Source organism: Herpetosiphon sp. (assembly GCF_003512625.1).
Classification (GTDB): Bacteria; Chloroflexota; Chloroflexia; order Chloroflexales; family Herpetosiphonaceae; genus Herpetosiphon; species Herpetosiphon aurantiacus.
Window position 1 is genome coordinate 37,345 of record NZ_DOPT01000045.1, and the last position, 22,312, is coordinate 59,656.

Sequence of the window (22,312 nt, forward strand, 5' to 3'; positions counted from 1 at the left end):
GTGTTGTTCCTTACCGCAACGACGCGAGGGCGTGCTGCACAAAAGGATTGTCGGATTCCAAATAGTAGACATCATGGTAAATCGCTTCAACGATCGTTCGCATAGTTGCGACATTTAATGGGCTAGGCTGGCTTGGGTAAAACACCAAGTGCATAGGTTGTGAGGCAATCGTTAGTTGCCGTGCCGCTTGATCATCGCTATTTTTGATCACTGGCGGTTCAATATACTCAACTGGCAGCAGTACTGCCCCATTATTAAGATGAAAGCGCAGGCGAGCCTCACGTTCTTGGCGTTCAAGCTCATGCTGAGCATCCTCAACCCGCGTTACTTCGGCACTATAACCCAAAACTGCCTCATTGCCACTATACAAGGCATCAAGTGCCAATTGTTGATGGGTAGCTTGTACCAGCCAACGCCCAATACCCGTGCCACGTGCCCGTTGATCGATGCCAATAAATGCCCCGTGCCCAAAATTGCGCCGATAGAGATAGCTGAACATGCGCACCCCGACTGGCTTGCCGTGTTGCTCAATCAACCACAAATGGTCGAGGGTGGCGGGGTGGCTGCGCGAAAATGGCTCAGCATACATCGCCAAAAAAGGCTCATAATGGGCCAAATGTGGGAAAATCGTGGCAAATAGCTCTTGTACCAGCCCAATTTCACTCGCTTCGGCCCCCAAAATTGCCCGCAATTGCATGCCCTTGGGCGCATCACGATTGGCAAGCGGCGGAATCATCGGCCAACGCACACTATCTTGCAACTTATTCCACAACGGTTCTAATTCACCAAACTGAGCTAATCGCGCCTCAGAACTCGATGCCATCGAGAACGCTCCTTCGTCGAGAGCGCGACAGTCGCCAGTTCAGCAGACTTTTATCGTAAACATGGCGGATACGCCAAGCGGCCCAAAGGCCGACAGCAGTTGCCACCGCTGCAAAGCCAAGATAAATCAGGGTACTAACCGAAGCCGCTAGCTCTCCCAGCCAGCTTGGCAACAATAGCACACTAATCACCCCACACCCAACGATTGTCGCGAATGAATAACAATAGCTATCAAGAAAAACGCTTACGCGCCCGCGCCGCTCGTCGGGAATAATACTCTGAACTGATTTGCGTAATGGTTCATCCCAGCCGCTTTGGGCTAAACGTGCCCCAAATCGACCAATTAACCCGCCGATCAGTGGCTGAACCAGTGCCCCCAGAATACAAAGTAGTAAGACGATAGGTAGGGCGATAAAACCTTGTTTGGGGCTGGTTGTGCTGAGCAAACGCCCAGCCAACAGCCATTGAAATGCCAAAAGCATCACTACAAAGGCTAACTTATATGAACCATAGACTTGTTGAAAGCGCAACGGATCGGCTGCCGCTATTTGATCAATGCTGCGCAAAAAGTGAAATTCGACTACTGTTAAAGCCAAGCCAGTGGTAAACAACACCAGCGCCAACAAACTAAATAGCGGCACATGGCGAATCACATCGGCTCCCACTTTAAAGGTCTCGCGAATTGATTCCCGTTCAGTTTTGCTTTGCCGTGCCCGAACTGGGTGTTTATGAAACATCAACCAAACTTGGCCAATGCCCAAAAAGCATAAAACTGCGCACAAACCCAGCACCAAACTAGTATTTTGCTGATCGCTGCCAACTAACCAAGTGGCGATCAGCGCGGCCAAGCCGTTGCCCAGCAGGCTGCCGATGGTTGCGCCAGCGCCCAGCAAGGGAAACAACCGCTTGGCCTCAGAAGTGGCATAAATATCATTGGCTAAGGCCCAAAAGGCCAACGGGAAAATTGCATATTGCTGTTCGTTCAAAATCGACAAGGCTGGGTAGATCAGCCACGCGGGTGCGCTGAGCCAAAATAAGCCTAAAATAGCCAGATAACATGCCCCAAAGCCTGCCAACAGCCGTTGAATTAATCTGACTCGCTCGGTGCGATCAACGATTAAGGCATAGCTACCAGCAGCTACAATCGTGAGCAGCATGCCGACTGGCCAGAGCCACAGCAATTGTTCAGTGCCAAGGCTGCTAATAAAGCCCGCCATGGCGACCACATCGGCAAGTTCAAGCACCAAGGTATTCAGCGCCAATAAGCCCATGAGCGTGAGCACCAAACGCCATTCATTTGGACGTAACTTTAAGCCTTGTTCCAGCCGTTTCAACATGCAGCCAGCATCCTTTACGCAAATACAACAATGTCCGAGTTCGATTAAGCGGTCAAGGTTGCAGCCACATTGGTCAAAAGTAGGGAGATTGGATGGTCGGGATGTTCTACCACAAAAATATTCGATGAAGTTCGTTCAAGCAACAAACTTGCCTGATTGTAATCGGCGAGCAATTCATCGTAGGGCAAGGCAGCCAAGACGGGGCGTTGATAAATTTGCTCGATTTTTTGCTGGACTTCGCGCAAATTATAATGCTCAGGAATTTGATTGACAATCAGCACCATTTCGCTAATGCCAAGTTGCTCGGAAATATCGATCACCACGCCTGTGCCTTGGAGATCTTGCTCGCGCAGCTGCAACACCAACACCTGAATATCCGAAAAGGCGATTGATGGTAGCGCCGCGAATTGCACCCCAGGCTGCGTATCGATCAGCAGCACATCAAGCCGCAAGGTATTGATCAACAACTCAAAACTATCGCTGAGTAGGCTAATATCATAATCAATTGTGCTATTGCGAGTGGCAAATGGCACTAAATAGACTTGGCCCTTGAGTGGATGGCGAACCGTTGGATTGAGATTAACGGCGGTTGATTCGATGCCACATTTGCCCCACAGAAAATCATTCAGGCTATGGGTAATTGCGCCCTCAGGCAAACCAAACAGCCACTGGATTGAGGGCGAGTGGACATCGCTATCAATAATTGCCACCCGTTGGCCGGCGGCTGCCAAAATTGTTGCAATATTGGCAGTTAATTGCGATTTACCGGTACCTGGGCGAAACGAATGGATGGAAACAATCTTCGGCATGGTTGCCTCGCCCTCATTCCACAAATTACACTAACCGATTGGCGACTCCACGCAGCGATTGGCTTAATGGATGGTCGGGATATTGCAAGACGAAAATGCCAGCACTGGCCAGCGTCATCATCTCATCGGAATGAGGCAGAACCGCCGCAACTTCGCTATTGTAGGTTTTTTCGACGCGGGCCTTGACTTCGGCAAAATTGAATGAGGTTGGCACTTTATTGACCAACAAAAACAGCTGCGGCACATCCAACTTATGGGCAACATCGACCGTGACCCCAGTTCCTTGATAATCTTGCGAATCGGGGCGCAAAATGATTATCAACGAATCGGAGATCGCAATCGAGAGCAAAGTTTCTTCATTCAAGCCTGGGTGAGTATCGATCAACAACACATCGAGGTTTAATTCCTCGACCAAGCGATGAAAACCATCATTGAGCAAACCCACATCGTAGCCTTCACGTAGCACGCGGGCAATTTCGCCTGCCTTGATACTCGAAGGGATGAGGAAAATGCGACCTGAGGTCAAGCCTTTGACGGTTGAACTGACATCATAGGCTGCTTGTTTGATTTCGCATTTGCCCCACAGATAGTCGTTGAGCGAATATTTCATGTCATCTTCATTCATACCAAATAGTACGTGAATACCAGGCGACATGATATCGGTATCAATTACGCCAACACGGCGACCAGTTGCCGCGATTAAGCTGGCAAGGTTAGCGGTCGTATTCGATTTACCCGTGCCACCCCGAAATGAGTGGATTGAAATTATCTTCGACATGCAGGTGCTCCTGTAAAAATGGCAAGTGCTGGTGTACACGGAGGGTAACGTGGTTCATCATAGCGCATCATAGCTCAATAATCAACGCTACAAACAGGCAAAGGTCAAGCAGCTAGGCAGTTCTTGCAGCCCTAGAATCACCCTTCAAGTGTACCTTTGGTTACATCCGATAGTAGCCATTGAGGCTTACAATAAGCATAGAACTATTGAGTGATAGAAAGAAAGGCTTGTATGATCGAGCTTCCTGATCCACTTGATCAAGCCCCAACCCGCGACATACTCCATCATTATGTTGATGAAGGAATTTTTAATCGGCCAACGATGAAACGCGCCTTACAACTAAGCGGGTTTACGCCAACGGCCCAAGCTTGGGTGCGCTTTTTCAACCTTATCTTGCTGGTGCTGGGCGCTGGCTTGGCGGTTTGTGGGGTCTATTTCTTCTTTGCATTCAATTGGGCCAGCATGCATCGCTTCGCCAAATTGGGCCTAGTTGAAGGCGCATTGCTTATTTCGATCGTGGCAGCCTTGTGGTATGGCTTGGAACGAATTCAAGGCAAGATTTTATTAATGGTCAGTGCATGTTTGGTTGGGGCACTCATGGCCCTGTTTGGCCAAATTTATCAAACTGGCGCTGATGCCTACACCCTGTTCTTGAATTGGGCTTTAGTGATCACCGGCTTGGCAATTGCTGGCAATTTTGCGCCGTTATGGCTGCTGTGGTGGGGGCTTTGGAACCTTACGATTGTGCTTTACTACGATCAAACGAGTGATTTTCGCAACACCAACGATTTATTCGTCTTATTGCTCTTCAATGCCCTGATTTTTGCGCTTGCTGAAGGCCTACGCCAACGCAAATTAGCTTGGCTCCAAACCAATTGGCTCCATCGGGTACTTGGTTTAGGCCTCCTTTGGGTGCTCAGCTTAATCAGCAATAACTTCGTCGATACGGTATTCAGCTATGGATCGGACAAACCGAGTATCGCATTATTCTTGCTGTATAGCTTAGCGCTTGTGATGCTAGGATTAATGGGTGCTTACCATTATTTTGTAACGTTTGATGGGCTATTAGCCTTAGCAAGCCTTGGTACAATTTGTTTTTTTGTCGATTGTTGGCTCTTCGAATGGCTTTCATATGATTCTGGAGCGACATTCCTATTTGGTGGCATGATCATTTTGGGTCAAACAGTGGTCTCAATTCTCTGGGTTCGCCAACGCCAACAACTGCTAGGAGGCCATGCATGAGCACTGCACGTTATAGCTTACGCCAATTGTTCGCCGACCTTGAGCTTGAGCCACCAACATTTGTGCTTACGGCCCAACCACCGAGCGAAGATCCATGGTATATGCGAATTTTTGCTGGAATTGGGGCATGGTTCGCAGCATTCATGTTCCTTGGTTTTTTGGCCATTACCAACATTATTACCAATGAATTTGGCGCATTGGTTGTTGGATTAGGTTTATGCGCCGTTGCAATAGGGATCAATCGCACCAATCAAGCATCAACCTTTTTACGCCAACTCGCTTTAGCAATTAGTATCACCGGACAGGCATTAGTTCTATTTGGCTGGACAATAATTGTTGAATCTGTGATAGTTGCTGCGCTTGGGATGATCGTCTTAGAAATAGCCCTCTTTGTCGCCCATCGCGACTTCAGCCAACGCTTAATCTCGACGTTGGGCGTTATTACCGCTATTCATGTAATTGCAGGTGATCTGAACAATTGGGTCGAGAGTTTCAATTATATGTATCTGCTGTTGAGCGTTATGATCATTAGCTTTTCGCTCCTGATGTGGTTTGAAGCAAAAATTCACGAAGATCAGCGTTGGTCAAGCGCTTCGCCAATAGCCTATGGCATGCTGCTGTTTATGGCCATCTCCAGCCTGCTAATCAACTTTAATTGGGCTGAATTCTTCTCGCGCGGCAGTTTCTTTATTTTGCCAGCGCTAGTCGGAATCATCTGCTTGGGCACAACTATTTGGATGATTATCAATGAATTTGAGTATAAATTGGGGTTCATTGAGCTTGGTTGTATTGCATTTGGCTTATTATTTATCGCCTTTGCAGGTATTAACACACCTGCGATCATTATTGCCCTATTAATTATTTTACTCAGCTATTGGCGCGGCTATCCGGTAATGTTTGGGTTTGGTTGCTTGGCATTAATTGGAGCATTGAGTTTGTATTACTACAATCTTAATATTTCATTGCTCTACAAATCAATCATCTTATTTGGCACTGGAATGATGTTGCTGGCAATTCGGGCATTGGTGCTGAAATTGAATCAAAAGGAAGCTGTATGAGTATTCGTTATGGCTTAATTATCCTCAGTTTGGTGGCTTGTTTGGGCTTGGTTAATTTCAGCGTGGTACAACGCGAAGCAATAATCAATACAGGGCGGGTGGTCTACCTCGAATTAATGCCAGTTGATCCACGCTCGTTGCTGCAAGGCGATTATATGGAGTTATATTACAATACCTTTCCACGGGGCTATAATCGCAACATTCCATCGCGTGGCACCGTGGTTCTGACAATTGATCAGCAGAATATTGGTACATTTTCGCATTTTGAAACAAGTGAACAAGCCTTGGCAGCAAATCAACAACGGCTTAAATATCGCTCGCGAGGTTATGATGTGCAGCTTGCAGCAAACACATTCTTCTTCCAAGAGGGCACGGGTGAGCGTTTTAATCAGGCTCGTTATGCCGAGTTGCATATCAACGAAGCAGGCGAGATGGCCTTGGTTGGCTTGCGCGATAAGGATTTGAACTTGATTAAGTAGCCAATAACCTTGCCGCATCCCTGCTTTCAAGGGTCGGTTTTTAACCATGATTAATGGAAATTCACCGTCGATTGGCATGCCCTCACCCCCTAGCCCTCCTCTCCCGCCCAGCGAGCGAGGGGAATTACCAAACCAAAAGCCCCTCTCCCACCGCCGTGGGAGAGGGGTTGGGGTGAGGGAGCTAACATCCGATCCCTTATTTTACCTATAACGCTTCGGCTTGGCTTAGGCTTGCCTCGACGATTGGTGGTTCAGCCTCGTGCGATTGGCTTTCCATAGTCATAACTGAGCGCAAACCAAACCCCAACACGCCCATTGCTATCGTCACCACACCACCAAGAATGTACCAAACCCGCAGACCAAAACTATCAGCAATCGGGCCAGCTAATAAGAGGCCCAATGGAGCCATGGCCGTGGCAAAGCTGGCAACCAACGAGAATACCCGCCCTTGCAATTCGGGCGCAATCACACCTTGAATCATCGCCCCAAACGAGCCATTAACGATTGGCAAACTCAGGCCAACCAAACCGTTCATGGCAATCGCGGCCCAAATCAATGAACTAGGCATGATTCCCATCAACAAGGTGAAACTGCCCAGCAGCACCAAGCCAAACAAGGCTGTAACAATCCGCCGCTTGAAGCCGCCCCAAACGCTCAGCAAAACCCCGCCGAGGATAATCCCAATCGAGAGCGCAGCTTCCATCCAGCCCAATTCGCTGGCTCCGCCACCAAAAATTTTGGTCACGAGCAAAGGCAACAATGAGCCAATCGGAGTCATCACCAAATTGATCATGCTCACCATAATCAAGCTTATCAACAAGCCACGCCAGCCAATTACATAGTTAAAACCTTCGCGCATATCTTGCCAAAAGGTAACTTTGCGGTCGGCATCACGCTGTGGCTGGGGAATACGCACAAAAAGCAAGGGCAAAATTGCCAACAAGGCTGTAACTACATCAATTGATAAAACAACTTGCAAGGGAAATTTGGCAATCAGCCATGCGCCCAGTGGCGCGGCAACAATATTCATACCGCCATTCAAGGCTTGGTTGAGGCCTTGAACCCGGGCCAAATGGGTTTTGGGCACAAGTAACACAGTCGAAGCACCCATAGCTGTGGCATGGAATCGCTCACAAATCGAACGTAATAACAACGCCGCGTAAATATGCCACACTGCATCAGCCCCACGCCAAAAGAGCAAGGCCAAGCCAATCGTCACCAACATCGAACATGCATCAGCAACCAACATAATCACTTGGCGATTCATGCGATCAACCCAAGTGCCGATAAACGGTGAAAGCAACACCGCTGGCAACATCGCCATTAATGTGGCAAAAGCTAAGGTTGTGGCCGAACCAGTGCGCAGGGTTAAATTCCAAATAATCGCAAATTGAACTAATTGGCTTCCGACTAATGAGAAAACTTGGCCCAGCCAAATACTCAGAAACCGACCCAACCAAGCCGTTGAAGAAGGATTTTGCATTGCTAGCTCCTTTGGTTGAAACTAGCCAAACTATAGCTGGCTCAGCCTACAATCGGCAGCCTGCAAAAGATGTATCTTGGATGTGTAGCTGTTTGGAGCTGAATTGAGGCTGAACCAATCAGCTCTACACCTTTTGGCGCAGCATAAACAAATGCCCTTTGATGGTGGCGATCAAAGGGCGTTGATACTATTCCTCACCCCCTAGCCCCCTCCTTTCAAGGGTAGGTTTTAATAATGGTCGGGTAGGATCTGGAGTCGATGTTCATGCCCTCACCCCCTAGCCCCCTCGCCTCGCCTGCGGGAGAGGGGGAACCACCATGACCATTGGAACTCCCCTCGCCTGCCGCAGTAGGCGAGGGGTTGGGGGGGGTGAGAGAACAATAATTTACTTGCGCACAACTGGCAAATAGAGCTGATAGGGGATAAATTCTTCGTAGACCGCGGTGTAAGTCGTAGCGCTGGCAGGTGTCGTAAAGGTGCGCGGATTGCTGGTGTTGTTATCGCTCCAACGCACAAAACGCCACCAACGATTGCTATCAGCATAGGCTGGTGCAGTCACGCGTAGGCTGTAGTTTTCCCACGAAATAAACGGATCATCAGCTTCGATCGGGTCGTTGTTGACCACAAAGTTGGCGTTAGCATTCGGGGTTGAGGCCAAGGTCACATTGACTTTATGGGGCTGGATAGTTTGGGTAACAACATGGCTCAAGCCACTATCGTCAGTCGCAGTCAGCTCAAGCTCCAAATAGCTGTTGCTGGCCGCCAATAAATCTTCGGGGGCTGGCGCAGTAAAGCTAAAACTATTGGTGGTTGGTTGGGTCAAATAGGGGTGGGTATGGGTATCGTGATGCAAAATTACTTTCCACGATAAACCGCTGGCTGGCAATTGGCCTTGTTCGGCATCGCTGGCCTGCCCCCGCACTTGGATTGTTTGGCCAACCGCAAATTGGGCACTTGAGTTTGGTTGGGTGATGCTGGCGTTCGGCGCAGTTGCGCCAACCCGCACAATCGCCTGGCTCACATTCGATAAATCGCCATTGCTGCCGCGCAAATACAGGGTTGCAGTGTAGGTGCCATTGTTGGCGTAAGTGTAGGATGTGCTGGCCGTGCTAGTTTCGCGGCTCGTGCCATTGCCAAAATTCCACAAATAGCTTGCGCCGCTGCTTGGATTGCTAGCGGTAAAGGTTACGGCCAAGGGAGCCGCGCCAAAACTGGGGTTGGCTGTAAACGAAGAATTCAAGCTGGTGCTACCATCATAGCTAATTCGGCGAATCTCGCCACCATTAGCATAGGTCGCATAGAATAACGCTTGGCGACCGCCATTCGGGCCAAACGCCATATGCGTGACTGATCCAGGATCATCTGAGAAAGTTAGAACCGAATTGTAGGGCGCTTGGGCTGAAATCATAAAAATCTTGCCGCAAACATAATCGCCAAACATATAACCACTGTAATTGCTAGGAAAAGTATTGGCAGGCACAAACGCGCCACCAGTGATCGAATTACAGTTGGTAAATGGTGCGCCAGCGTTGCCATGGCTATATTCATAAATTGGGTCAACCATATTGGCGGGCGTTGGCGAACATGGCCCCGTTGAATTATTGACCCGCGTACCTTCGCGACAATTCCAGCCATAATCCTTGCCCGCCACAACTTCGTCGATTTCTTCGCGCACATTTTGGCCAACATCGTTGACAAACAGGCGCACGCCGCTAGCATTGGGATCGAAGGTTATACGGTAGGGATTGCGAAAACCCCAAGCCCAAGTTTCTTGGCAAATCGTGCCGCTAGCCACTGAGCCAGTATTACAACGGGCCGTGCCGCTGCCAGTAAACGGATTATCGCTAGGAATCGTACCATCAGCATTGATGCGTAAAATTTTGCCAAGCAAGGTGTGCTGTTCGCGCGAGGCATCGTTTGCGCCACCACAGCCACTATCGAGATAATCGCAACCGCCATCGCCAACGCTGATATACAACTTGCCATCTTTGCCAAAGCCAAGATCGCCAGCATTGTGATTGCCGTTATATGAGCCAATATTGTCGATCAAGACCGATTCCGAGTTGATATCGAGCACATTATTACTCCAAGTAAAGCGTGAAACTCGATTGACCGGATTGGTGCTGGGGCTTTGGCGAGGGCAATTGTTCGAAGTTTGGTTAAATTTATTAAAGGTATAGTAGACATAGACATATGGACGACCACTGGTAAATTGGGGATCAACCGCGATGCCCAGCAAACCACGCTCAAAATCGTAACAAACTCGATTGCCAAGGCTCATTACGGTGCGCGTGCTTGTGCCATTCCAACCCAACAACTGACCATTTTGCTGAGTAATCAACATCTCACCAGAGGGCAACCAAGTAAAGGCAGTTGGAGCATCAAGGCTATTCGAGGGTACAACCACAGTTTGGGTGAAGCCAGCAGGAACAGCAGCAGGGGAAAGCTCAGGGTTCGATTGTTGAACAAATTGGGCAGAAAAACCTGAAAAGATCAGAACAACGATAATAATCCAACGCGACATACTTCCTCCTTAAAAACACGACCACCGCGAACAAGCTCAAAAAACCTTGCTCGCGGTGGTGTTCGCTCCGACAGCCAAGGCTGTTTAGGCGTTCCAAGCCTCTTCATCGTAGGCTGGTAGCTCACAGCGCAAAGGCTTGTTTTCTCGCTCTGAGAGCGCAAAATCCGCTTGTAACAGTTCTTGCAACTCGCGGGTTCCTTCGTAAATTACCGCGCCACGGCTATTGCGCAAATAGCGTTCGACTGGATACTCGTCGCTAAAGCCATAGGCTCCGTGAATTTGAATTGCATCGTTGGCACAGTTGAAGCTTTCGACAGTAGCATGCCATTTGGCCAAGGTAGTTTCGCGGGTGTTGCGAATACCTTGGTTTTTGAGCCAGCCAGCGCGATAGCACAACAAACGAGCGGTTTCCAACTTCAGCACCATATGGCTGATCATACGCTTGACCAATTGGTGTTGACCAATCGGCACACCAAAGGTTTCACGCTCTTTGGCATACTTGACCGATGCTTCCAAGGCAGCTTGGATCAAGCCAGTTGCCCCAGTTGCCACGGTGTAGCGGCCATTATCGAGCGCCGTCATAGCAATTTTGAAGCCTTCGCCTTCTTCGCCCAAGCGATTGGCAACGGGTACGCGTACATTTTCGAATACGACGCTACCAGTGTTACCAGCCCGCACGCCCAACTTACCATGAATTGGCATCGTTGAAACGCCCTCAAAGCTGCGTTCGACGATAAACGCGGTCATGCCACGTTGCTTTTTGCTCTTATCGGTGTAGGCTACCACCAAGAAATGGTCGGCCAAATCCGAGAGGCTGATCCAGGTTTTTTCGCCGTTGAGAATATAGTGATCGCCTTCGAGCACAGCGGTCGATTGCATCCCAGCAACGTCGGTGCCAGCATTTGGCTCAGTCAGACAATAGGCGGCAATTTTTGCGCCAGTCGCTTGGGGTACAAGATATTTTTGCTTTTGTTCTTCAGTGCCCCATTGGAACACGGCCAACGAGTTGAGGCCAGTATGCACACTGAGAATCACCCGCAGCGATGTATCAACCCGCTCTAATTCTTCACAAACGACTGCTAGCCCCAAATAATCGAAGCCTGCACCGCCATATTTTTGTGGTAGACACACCCCGAGAAAACCGAGTTCACCCATGCGTTTGATAATTGGCAACATATGCTCGGCAGTTCCGGCATGCTCACCAGCGCCCTTACGATCCCATTCTTGGATGTAGGGAGCGACTTCTTTTTCAGCAAAATCGCGCACAGTTTTACGCAGCATATCGTGCTGTTCATTCAGCAAAAACCCGTAATTTTCGGTCCAATCAATCATGGCTTGTTCTACCTCGTGTGTGCTGTATAGCTCGTTGTTTGCCCCATTGCAAACAACATTGTAGCTTCTAGCATAGCATATCTTGGCAATTTGCGGGTAAGCAGCTAGGGGTCAGGATTCAGGGGCTAGGGGTCAGGATTTTAACGCAGAGGGATGAGGGATGAAGGTTTTAGGGACATGCAAACACAATGGGATGAGAAGCCTTCGTGCTCTTCGTGGATCAATAATTTGAACCCATGAAGAGCACAAAGCTGATTATTGACAGATATTTTTGCCTTTTGACTTCTGCCTTTTGCCTTTCTATCTGGCTCCCATCAACAACTCGAAGGTTAGTTGATCAAGCTTTTCGTAGCCGAGGCCGCGTTCGCCAAGTGCTTGACGATCAAATTGATAGGCTTTGAGCGCAGCGGCACGTTCTGGCGTGTAGCCACCACGGAATTGCTCAACATCGGCATTTGGGGCGTTGATTTGAGCTAACAAGGCTTGAATTTCAGCATCAGCATTGAAGCGCTGAACTTTTTCGGCCAAAATTTGGTAGGTACGCATACAACCACGGGCAAAATCTTTAACTCCCTCAAGATCTTCGCTGCGGTAAGCGTGAGCATCGAAGTGCAATGGGCCATCGTAGCCAGCATCTTGCAGCAATTTCACCAAGAAAAAGCTTTGTTTGTAGTTTTGTGCTCCAAAGCGATAATCTTGGTCGTAGCGACCACTATTTTGATCGTTGAGGTCGATATGGAACAGTTTGCCAGCATCAAGCGCTTGGGCCACGGCATGGGTAAAATTCAAGCCTGCCATGGTTTCATGGGCAACTTCGGGATTTACCCCCACCATCTCGGGCTGATCGAGGGTCTGAATAAAGCCCAACATGGCTCCGGTGGTAGGCAAGAAGATATCGCCGCGTGGTTCGTTGGGCTTGGCTTCCAAGGCAAAACGATAGCCATAGCCTTGGGCATTGCTATAGTCGCACAAGAAGTTGAGCGCTTCGCGGAACCACTTCAAGCCTTCGAGCAGATTTTTCGAGGCATCGGTTTCGCTGCCTTCACGGCCACCCCAAAACACATAGGTTTTCGCGCCAAATTCAGCGCCCAAATCCATGGCTGCCATGGTTTTTTGCAAGGCATAAGCCCGCACAGCCGGATCGTTGCTGGTAAATGCGCCATCTTTAAAGGCTGGGTGACCGAATAAATTGGTGGTTGCCATCGGCACAACCAAGCCGGTATCCTTGAGTGCTTGTTTGAAATCGGCAATAATTTGGGCTTTTTGGCTGGCACTAGCATCAATCGGCACTAAATCGTTATCGTGAAAATTTACGCCCCATGCTCCAACTTCAGCCAACAAATGCACAATCTCAACTGGCGAGAGGGTTTTGCGCACTGGTTCACCAAATGGGTCACGCCCAACATTGCCAACTGTCCATAATCCAAAGCTAAATTTATGCTGTGTCATGATTTAATTCCTTATGTTAATCCATGATTCTCCACCCTTCCGTCCCTCCGCTGGAGGGAGACGCAGGGGGCTTTAATCTCCCTGCACCCCCTAAAATCGAGTAACTGGAGAACTAATACAGCTTGGATCTACCCAAAAGCCATAAAAGCGCTCCTGATCCCCGACCTCCAACAACTGATCCCCAACAACCTACTTCAACTTGACCACCAACTTGGTGGCTTGATCAAGTGCGGTGAGTTGGACACCGAGCGGATGTTGCTCGACTAAAGCGCCATCGGCGCTGGCAACTTGTTGCACGCCAACCAACACCACTTGCCAATCGTTAGCTTGGCCTTCTTGCACGATTCTGATCGTGTCGCCATCGCGGCGGGCACTCCACGAGGCGGCAATATCGCCATTGGTTGCCGGAACCATGGTGTAGGCCGCTTGACCATCGCCCAATTGGTATAAATTCAGGGTCACACCGCTGCTATAGTCGTAATCGGGGCGCTCGCTGTTGTTACCAATCGCAATCAAGCTGTTGGGGCGAGCCAATAATGGCAAACTCAGCATGTCGTGGGTTTCAGTGACCCAACGTGGGCCTTCAACCACCGCACCAGTCGTAATGTGCGTCCAGCGGCCAGCAGGCACATAGTAGGTCACCGTGTTGTCGTAGGCGAATACTGGCGCAACCAACAACGAATCGCCCAACATATATTGACGATCAAGGAAATCACAGGTCGGATCGTTGGGGAATTCTAGCAACATGGCCCGCATCACTGGAATGCCACTGGTGGAAGCGGTCACAGCAGCCCCATAGAGATAGGGCATCAAACGTGATTTAAGTTTGGTGAAGTAGCGCAGCACATCGACGGCTTCTTCATCGTAAATCCATGGCACGCGATAAGTATGGTTGCCATGCAAACGACTGTGCGATGAAAGCATGCCAAAGGCAATCCAGCGTTTGTAAATTTCAACTGGTGGCATGCCCTCGAAGCCGCCAATATCGTGGCTCCAGAAGCCAAAACCTGAAAGCCCTAACGATAAACCGCCGCGTAAACTTTCAGCCATCGATTCGAAGGTCGATTCGCAGTCGCCGCCCCAGTGCACTGGGAATTGTTGGCCGCCAGCAGTTGCCGATCGGGCAAACACCACTGCATCGTTTTCGCCGCGCTCAGTTTTCAACAAATCAAACACGGTTTTGTTGTAAAGATGGGTGTAGTAGTTGTGCATCCGCTGGGGGTCGGAACCGTCGAAATAGGCTACATCGGTGGGAATGCGTTCGCCAAAGTCGGTTTTGAAGCAATCTACGCCCATATCGAGCAGGCCTTTGAGTTTGGCTGCATACCAAGCGCAAGCAGCGGGGTTGGTGAAATCGACCAAGCCCATGCCCGATTGCCACATATCCGATTGCCAGACATCGCCGTTGGGCTTCTTGACCAAGTAGCCATGCTCCATACCTTCGCGGAACATCGCCGAACGCTGGGCAATATATGGATTGATCCAAACACAAATTTTCAAGCCGCGATCTTTGAGCCGCTTGAGCATGCCCTCAGGATCGGGGAAGGTGCGTGAATCCCATTCAAGATCGCACCAGTGAAATTCGCGCATCCAAAAACAATCGAAATGGAAGACATGCAACGGTAAATCGCGGTCGGCCATGCCTTGGATAAAGCTGGTAACAGTTTGCTCATCATACGAGGTGGTAAACGAGGTGGTGAGCCATAAACCAAACGACCATGCTGGCGGCAAAGCTGGGCGGCCTGTCAAAGCAGTCAGTTTTTCCAGAATTTCCTTGGGCGTTGGGCCATAGATCACAAAATATTCGAGGCTTTGGCCTGGCACACTAAATTGCACCCGCGAAACTTTTTCCGAGGCAATTTCAAAGGCCACGTTTTCGGGCTGATTGACGAACACGCCATAGCCACGATTGGTCAGATAGAATGGTACGTTTTTGTAGGCTTGCTCGCTGCCCGTGCCACCATCTTGATTCCAAACATCGACTGATTGGCCATTTTTGACGAAGGCGGTAAAGCGTTCGCCCAAGCCATACACTTGCTCGCCAACGCCAAGCGATAATTGCTCGTGCATAAATTCGCCAGCATCGGCCATGCTAATGTAGCCAATGCCTTTGCGGCCACTGCTGGTAATGCGGCGATTCTCAGCCCAAAAATTGATACTCCAATCGCCAGTTTTGGGGATTTGCACGCTCAATTTGCCGCTGGTCAAGCGAAATTCTTGCTCATCTTCGCTGGTGCTCACGCTCTCATTGGCTGATTCAGCAATTGCAAAATTGGGGCCAAGTGAACGTTGGCCTTCAAAATGGGTAAGTTTGACCCGCACCACATCGGGCATGGGCGAGGAAAAACGGGCGGTAATTGTGCCTAGGTTCAGTGTATCGCCTCGATGATTGATCCGCTTGCCTGGCGCATAGACCGTCAGAGTTGTGTCGTTTATTTGGCCATCGTAGGCCTGTGATGCAAAGAGCGCATTAACGCCCTCACGCATCATCCAATATCCATCAGTAAATTTCATTGGTCAATCCTTATGTTGATCCACAAAGGACACGAAGGACACGAAGAATGGAACCGCGAAGGTTGTTTTGGCCACAGATTGGCACAGATTTGGAGGATTATATTCCTGTGATCAATGGCTCACAGCCTGATCCCCAACCCCCGCCAACCGATTCCCAACTCCTATGCTCTGATCACTTCACACTACCTGCGGCGATGCCTTTGGTTAGGGTGCGTTGGAAGATTAGGAAGAAGATAAAGCAGGGCAGAATCCCCAACAAAGCTGAAGCACTGGATAGGGTGGCTTCCATGTTGCGTTGGCCTTGCAGCACGCCCACCGCAATCGGCACCGTTTGGCGATCGTTGCTAATCAACAAAATCAAGGGCAAGAAAAATTCGTTCCATGTCCAGATGAAAAAGAAGGTAAAGAGCACCGAGAGGGTTGGACGGCTGACCGGAACAATAATCTTAAACAAGAGTTGCAGTTTGTTGCAGCCATCCAACATTGCCGCTTCGAGCATCTCTTTGGGAAACGTACTGAACACCGATGAGAGCAAATAGGTGCCAAAGGCGCTCTGAATCACTGAGAAAATCAAAATCACGACAAAGCGTGTGTTGTAGAGATCGAATTCTTTGGAGAGGTAGTACAACGGATAAACCAGTGATTCTTGGGGCAGGGTGTTGGCAACCATAAATAGAATCAACAGCCAAACGCGGCCTTTGATGCGGCCAATCCCAAGCGCAAAGGCATTCAGCAACGACAACAGCACGCCGATCACCGCCACGCTCGCGCTAATCAGCAAGCTATTGAGCAACTTCTGGCTATAATCGACCCGCTGCCAAAACTCAACGATCCCATCGATCGACCATGCGCTTGGCCAACTGAGCGGGCCGTTGCTGGCATAATCAGTCGGGGTTTTGAAGGCATTGATCACCACAATTGCAAAGGGCAGCAGCACCACCAGCACTGCAATAATCAGTGCAGCCAAGACCAAGTAGCGGCCAAAACCAGCCTGATGTGGTTTTTTGAGGGTAGATTTAATTGGTAGGCTGGTCATCTTAAAGCTCCTCGGCAGATTGGCGACGAATAAAAATGATCGTCAGCACAATGATGATCAAAGTCATGACGGTGGCAATCGCTGCGCCATAGCCAACATTGGCCTTCTCGAAGAAGTTTTGATAAGCAAAATAGGAAGGAACCAAGGTGGCATTACCTGGGCCGCCACGGGTCAGCACATAAATTTGGCCAAAAACTTTGAGTGAGGCAATCGTGGTGGTTAACAGCACGACGAAAATCTCAGGCCGAATGAGGTGAATCGTGATAAAACGAAAGCGATCAAACCAACTTGCGCCATCGAGCACCGCTGCCTCATAAATTTCAGGGTCGATGCGTTGCAAACCAGCCATGAAAATTACCAGCGGATAGCCTAGTTGAAACCAAACCATAATCATCATTACACTGGGCAAGGCAGTTTGGCGATTGCCAAGCCAGTTGCGGGTCAAATTCTCGAGGCCAAGCGTTTCGAGAAAGCCATTCAGCGCCCCATAGTTGGGGTGCAAAATCCAAGCCCACACCACGCCAGCAATCGCCACGGGCAAAATTTGCGGCAGATAAAAGGCTGCGCGAAAAAAGCTGGCCGTGCCAGAGCCAAATTTATTGCCAATGTAATCGTAGAGCACCGCTGCCAGCAACAAACCCAGCAAGGTTGGCACAATCGTCATGGCAATCAGCATCGCCAAGTTGTTACGGAATGATGCCCAAAAGGTGCTATCACGGAACAAGCGGGCATAGTTATCAAACCCAGCCCATTTTGGCGTGCCGACACCCTGCCAGTTGGTAAAACTTGTGCCAATATTCATCAAGAAGGGAATGGCGATAACCATCACAAACAGAATCAAGCCAGGTAGCAAAAACCACCAGTAGCCGCTGTTTGTTGAACGTTTAAGCATCATTGCCGTAACCTTTCGATTGGAAGCTAGAACGTTGATCAGGGGTCAGGGGCTAGGGGTCGGGGGTCAGAATCGATATGATTTTAGATTGGATGATCCCTAAATCCTAGCCATAAGACCCTATGTATTAGCTGTAATAGTTCATTAGATTGGCAATGAACTGCATGCCCTCACCCCCTAACCCCCTCTCCCGCCCGCGAGGTGAGGGGGAATCGCGCTGCCAGTGCTCCCCTCGCCCGCCGCAGTGGGAGAGGGGTTGGGGGTGAGGGCACGTTACAAATGAACCATTACAGCTACAGCCTATAGTCATACCTTATTTGCCTAACGTTGCCCGATTTTCTTGATATGGAATAGCGATTGCATCGAGCATTTCGCTGGGAGTTTTGGTTCCATCAATCAACTCTTGAACGTTGGCAACCAAAACATCGTAGTAGCCTGGGGCTGGCCAGTCGGGGTAGAAGGCTAAGCCATCGGCCTTGGAAATTGCATCGAAGTTTTGGATCAATTCTTTGTTCTTTTCGTTGGTGATTTTGCTCACGTCGGCGTTAACTGGCACGCCACCAGAATTACCCAACAAGGTCTGAATATCTTGGCTCATCGTGATATCGATGAAATCGTAGACCAGATCTTTGTTTTTGGCATTGGTTGGCACGGCCCAGATGTTGCCGCTTGAGCCAGGGTGCAATTTATTGCCTGGGAACAAGAAGGTGCCCCATTCAAAGCCCTTGATTTCGTCGGTGAAGCGACCGTACCACCAACTGCCCGAAATCATGATTGGGAATGTGCCATTGGTGAAGGCCACGCCCATATCTTCGGCTTTGATGCCGGTGGCATCTTTGCTGATATAGCCTTTGCTGACCCATTCGGCCATTTTTTCAGCGCCATAGGTAAACTCAGGGCCACGGAAATCGACATCGCCTTGATAGAGTTGGAAGGCATTGACGAATTCGCGATCAGCTTGGCTCAGCACCAATTCATAGAAAATCTGTTGGGCGGGATATTCAGCAGCGCCGACCGAGAGCGGCGTGACCCCTTGTTGCACAAAGGCATCCATGACGGCTTCAAATTCGGCCAAGGTAGTTGGCACTTGCAAGTTGGCTTTGGCGAACATGTCTTTGTTGTAATAAACCATCACATATTCGGCATAGTTGGGCACACCAAACCATTTGCCAGCACCCATCACGCCTTTTTCATCGTAGCGGGCGGTGGTTTGCAAGCTGGAGCTGAGCAATTTATCCCAACCGCGTTGGGTCGCCACCTCGGAAAGATCAGTCAGCAAGCCTTGGGTTGAAAGCAAACCAGCGGTTGCATTCCCTTTGTTGTATTCCAAAATATCGGGAGTTTCATCGGAGTTGAGCACCATACCAGCGGTTTGGCGAATTTGCTCGAAGCCTTTTTCTTCAAACTGAATCGTTACGCCAGGGTGTGATGCTTGAAATTGTTTGATTGACTCGGCCCAAGCAATACCCATGGCGCTGTTAGCACCTTCGTAGTGCCAAAGTTTGATGGTGCGTGGCTCGTTGCTAGTGGTGGTGCTCCCGCTTGGCGCAGTGGTAGCGGTCTCAGAGCCGCAAGCCGCCAAGATGCTGGTGAGCAAAACCAAGAGTAGCATAAAAGAGAGTCGGAACGTTGACTTCGATGTGGACATCTGTGTCCTCCTTGGGAGCGTTACCATAGTCATTGTTAATTTCAGCCGACGAGTGAGCGGTGGTGAACTATCGTTCTGTGCGCCGTGCTTGACCGGTACTGCCGCGCACAACTAGTTGACATGGCAAGAGTGCTTGGGGCAACTCGCGATCTTGGGCTTCGAGTTGTTGGATGAGTAAATCGACCCCCAACGCCCCAAGCTCGGCGATTGGTGGTTCTAGAGTCGTCAGGGTTGGCAAGGTCATTTCGGCAACCCGCGCCGAAGAAACCAGCGAAATCAGCGAAATATCGTCGGGAATTGACCAGCCACGTTCGCTGACAGCTTGAATAATGCCTGGAATTGCCCGTTCATTCATCACAATCAAGCCACTTAAAGCTGGATGATCGGTTAAAAGTTGGTTAAAGGTTTCGTAGCCTGCGGCAACTGAATCGTGGCAAAAGCTGCTCACACCGTGTAATTGAGCGGCAGCAATCGCCTCATTGAAGCGTTGCGCCACCCGCACGGTCGGTCCGTAGCCAGCCTCAAACGCTTCGTGTGAATGATTGATAAAGCCAATTTGGCGGTGGCCAAGCTCAGCGAGGCAATTGACTGCGAGTTGGGTCGTGCGATCAAAATCGATATCAACATAGCTCATGCCAGTGCTTTCGGCACAACGCCCAATCATGCTGAAGGGAAATTCAAGCTCGCGCAGTAATTCAATCCGTGGATCATTGAGGTGGACTTCCATCACCAACACGCCATCGACAAGGCCTTGTTGCAAGAGTTGGCGTAGCTCGCTGGAATCGGTGGGCAACGACCATAAAACCAGGTGGTAGCCTTTATTGCGGGCCGCTTCCGCCGCACTGGTGACAAACTCAAGCTCAGTTAAGCCTAAGCCACGTTCAGGCGTGGGGAAAAGCAGGGCAATAATTTTGCTGCGCTTACTGGCCAAACCGCGAGCTAAGGCATGCGGTTTGTAACCCAGCTCCTCCATCGCGGCATAAATCCGCTGGCGGGTTTCTTCAGAGATCGGCCTCGTTCCATTGAGTGCATATGAGACGGTGCTGAGCGCAACTCCGGCTCGTTTCGCGACATCGACCATCGTTGGCACAATGCCCCCCGTTCTCGCTTGTGGCGGTTAGCTTAGTTTATCGAAGCGTGTAGTCGAAACGCATAGTCGAAACGCTTCGATGAATACTATACAAAACCTCAGCGTGATTGTCAAGCAACGAAATGGGGATCGGGGATCGGTTGTTGGGGACTGGGGATCTGATTTTAACCCAGAGGCACAGAGCGTTGATAAGGATGAAGGATGAAGGCTGAGGGATGAAGGCTGAAGGCTAATAACACTGAGAATTCATCATCCTTCGCGTTCTTCGTGCGCTTCGCGGTTCCGTTCTTCGTGTCCTTCGTGCTCTTTGTGGATCATAATTGGTCGGGTTAAATGCTCAAAAGTGGTGCTTAACCAAGCCACTTGAGTTTTCTATGCTCAAGCTAGTTCTGAATTAATTGAGGTAGCCCAATGCATCCAGTTTTAGCCCACGATGCCGCTCAAATCGACCACATTTTAGCGCAGACCCTTGCCACAGCCAAACAATTTCTCCACGATTTGCCACAGCGTCCGGTTGGAGTTGCGCCGCAAAGCCACCAACCAAGCCAATTACCAAGCGCTGGATTAGGAGCCGAACAAACGCTTGAGCATTTTTTGGCCCGCTACAGCGATACATTAACTGGTAGCACTGGTCCGCGCTATTGGGGCTTCGTCACTGGCGGCGCAACTCCGGCAGCACTGGCAGGCGATTGGCTGGTCAGCACCTTCGATCAGAATCCAAGTGGCACAACCGAAACCGCCGCGATTCGGGTTGAAAACGAAGCCATCAGCATGTTGCGCGAACTCTTTGGCTTGCCCACAAGCTTTAGCGGCGCATTCGTTTCTGGGGCAACGATGGCCAATTTTGTCGGCTTGGCGATTGGGCGGCAATGGGCGGCTCAACAACTCAACCATGATGTTGCCCGCATGGGTTTATATGGGCTTGCGCCAATTCCAGTTTTGAGCGGAGCACCGCACTCAAGCATTTACAAGGCCATGTCAATGTTGGGCATGGGTCGTCAACAGCTGCAAACAATCGCCTTACAGCCCGAACGCGAGGCGGTTGACATCGCAGCATTACGTCAAGCACTTCAAGCCTTGTCAGCGAACCAACCTGCGATCGTTGTTGCCAATGCAGGCACGGTCAATAGTGTCGATTTTGACGATCTTATGGCAATTGCCGCGCTCAAGCAGGAATTCAATTTCTGGTTGCATGTTGATGCGGCTTTTGGTGGTTTTGCCGCCTGTTCGCCGCGCTTTGCTCATTTAGTGCATGGGCTTGAACAAGCCGATTCGCTGACGATTGATGCCCACAAATGGCTCAATGTGCCGTATGATTCAGCTATGCAATTCACCCGCCATAGTGCCTTGCAAGTTGAGGTGTTTCATAATAGCGCGGCCTACCTCAGCCCAATTGGCGAGAATCCAGGCTTTTTTCATCGCACGCCCGAAAATTCACGCCGTTGGCGAGCACTGCCAGCATGGTTCACGCTTATGGCCTATGGCTCGGCTGGCTATCAAGAAATGGTTGAGCGCGATTGCGATTTAGCCCAACTGCTGGCTAGCCATATCAGCGATTCACCGTTGTTTCGCTTGGTCGCGCCTGTGCGCATGAACGTCGTTTGTTTCACTTTGGCGGGCAATCCTGATAGCACTACAATTCAGGCTTATCTTGATGCAGTACGGGCTAGCGGAGCAGTTTTTATGACCGCGACTGTCTATGCTGGACAACCAGCGATTCGCGCGGCCTTCTCAAATTGGCGCACCACCACCGCCGATGTTGGGCTGGCTTGGCAGGCAATGGAGCGAGTCGCCATAGAACATAGAGCATAGAGCATAG

At 50.0% G+C, this 22,312-nt stretch carries 17 protein-coding genes; 4 read left to right on the forward strand and 13 right to left on the reverse strand.

The window, feature by feature from the left end:
- Positions 1–10: 10 nt before the first annotated feature.
- The 4 genes from DEF47_RS10325 to DEF47_RS10340 are packed head-to-tail and all read right to left on the reverse strand — an operon-like array spanning position 11 to position 3,746.
- Entirely contained in the window at positions 11–823 is an 813-nt protein-coding gene (locus tag DEF47_RS10325) for a GNAT family N-acetyltransferase (protein WP_012188811.1), read from the reverse strand.
- On the reverse strand, positions 807–2,159 hold the full coding sequence (locus DEF47_RS10330; protein WP_012188810.1) for an Npt1/Npt2 family nucleotide transporter: 1,353 nt from the start codon (positions 2,157–2,159) through the stop codon (positions 807–809). Before DEF47_RS10330 ends, DEF47_RS10325 begins: the two co-directional genes overlap by 17 nt.
- A gap of 44 nt (positions 2,160–2,203) precedes the next feature.
- Positions 2,204–2,968 carry a MinD/ParA family ATP-binding protein gene (locus DEF47_RS10335; RefSeq protein WP_012188809.1) on the reverse strand — a complete coding sequence of 255 codons (765 nt, stop codon included), beginning with the start codon at positions 2,966–2,968 and terminating at the stop codon, positions 2,204–2,206.
- 25 nt (positions 2,969–2,993) lie between these two features.
- Positions 2,994–3,746: a MinD/ParA family ATP-binding protein gene (locus DEF47_RS10340; protein WP_012188808.1), complete on the reverse strand. Its 753-nt coding sequence runs from the start codon at positions 3,744–3,746 to the stop codon at positions 2,994–2,996.
- 231 nt (positions 3,747–3,977) lie between these two features.
- On the opposite strand from DEF47_RS10340, the gene DEF47_RS10345 reads away from it, so the two are divergent.
- The 3 genes from DEF47_RS10345 to DEF47_RS10355 are packed head-to-tail and all read left to right on the forward strand — an operon-like array spanning position 3,978 to position 6,525.
- Complete coding sequence (locus DEF47_RS10345; RefSeq protein ID WP_012188807.1) at positions 3,978–4,988, forward strand: DUF2157 domain-containing protein; 1,011 nt, start codon at positions 3,978–3,980, stop codon at positions 4,986–4,988.
- Positions 4,985–6,046: a DUF4401 domain-containing protein gene (locus DEF47_RS10350; protein WP_012188806.1), complete on the forward strand. Its 1,062-nt coding sequence runs from the start codon at positions 4,985–4,987 to the stop codon at positions 6,044–6,046. The genes DEF47_RS10345 and DEF47_RS10350 overlap by 4 nt, the downstream gene beginning before the upstream one ends.
- The gene (locus DEF47_RS10355) at positions 6,043–6,525 is read left to right on the forward strand and encodes a GDYXXLXY domain-containing protein (RefSeq protein ID WP_012188805.1); all 483 of its coding nucleotides are present in this window, start codon (positions 6,043–6,045) and stop codon (positions 6,523–6,525) included. The genes DEF47_RS10350 and DEF47_RS10355 overlap by 4 nt, the downstream gene beginning before the upstream one ends.
- 205 nt (positions 6,526–6,730) lie before the next feature.
- Here DEF47_RS10355 and DEF47_RS10360 read toward each other — a convergent pair whose 3' ends face one another.
- From DEF47_RS10360 to DEF47_RS10400, 9 genes are all read right to left on the reverse strand, one after another.
- Positions 6,731–8,008, reverse strand: a complete 1,278-nt coding sequence (locus tag DEF47_RS10360) for an MFS transporter (RefSeq protein ID WP_012188804.1) — start codon at positions 8,006–8,008, stop codon at positions 6,731–6,733.
- A 385-nt stretch (positions 8,009–8,393) separates the two neighbouring features.
- A complete protein-coding gene (locus tag DEF47_RS10365) occupies positions 8,394–10,532 on the reverse strand; it encodes a PQQ-dependent sugar dehydrogenase (protein WP_012188803.1) in 2,139 nt (712 codons plus the stop codon).
- Between the two features lie 84 nt (positions 10,533–10,616).
- Entirely contained in the window at positions 10,617–11,864 is a 1,248-nt protein-coding gene (locus DEF47_RS10370; RefSeq protein WP_012188802.1) for an acyl-CoA dehydrogenase family protein, read from the reverse strand.
- A gap of 300 nt (positions 11,865–12,164) precedes the next feature.
- Entirely contained in the window at positions 12,165–13,313 is a 1,149-nt protein-coding gene (gene xylA, locus DEF47_RS10375) for a xylose isomerase (protein ID WP_012188801.1), read from the reverse strand.
- A gap of 189 nt (positions 13,314–13,502) precedes the next feature.
- Positions 13,503–15,827 (reverse strand): alpha-xylosidase, encoded by a 2,325-nt coding sequence (yicI, locus tag DEF47_RS10380; protein WP_012188800.1) that lies wholly within the window; start codon positions 15,825–15,827, stop codon positions 13,503–13,505.
- Positions 15,828–15,999: 172 nt separating this feature from the next.
- Complete coding sequence (locus tag DEF47_RS10385) at positions 16,000–16,863, reverse strand: carbohydrate ABC transporter permease (RefSeq protein ID WP_012188799.1); 864 nt, start codon at positions 16,861–16,863, stop codon at positions 16,000–16,002.
- Between the two features lies 1 nt (position 16,864).
- A complete protein-coding gene (locus DEF47_RS10390; RefSeq protein WP_012188798.1) occupies positions 16,865–17,758 on the reverse strand; it encodes a carbohydrate ABC transporter permease in 894 nt (297 codons plus the stop codon).
- A 310-nt stretch (positions 17,759–18,068) separates the two neighbouring features.
- A complete protein-coding gene (locus DEF47_RS10395; protein WP_012188797.1) occupies positions 18,069–19,403 on the reverse strand; it encodes an extracellular solute-binding protein in 1,335 nt (444 codons plus the stop codon).
- Positions 19,404–19,470: 67 nt separating this feature from the next.
- The gene (locus DEF47_RS10400; RefSeq protein ID WP_041305616.1) at positions 19,471–20,484 is read right to left on the reverse strand and encodes a LacI family DNA-binding transcriptional regulator; all 1,014 of its coding nucleotides are present in this window, start codon (positions 20,482–20,484) and stop codon (positions 19,471–19,473) included.
- 420 nt (positions 20,485–20,904) lie between these two features.
- Between DEF47_RS10400 and DEF47_RS10405 the strand changes: the two genes are divergently transcribed.
- On the forward strand, positions 20,905–22,305 hold the full coding sequence (locus DEF47_RS10405; protein ID WP_012188795.1) for a pyridoxal phosphate-dependent decarboxylase family protein: 1,401 nt from the start codon (positions 20,905–20,907) through the stop codon (positions 22,303–22,305).
- The last annotated feature ends 7 nt before the right edge of the window (positions 22,306–22,312 follow it).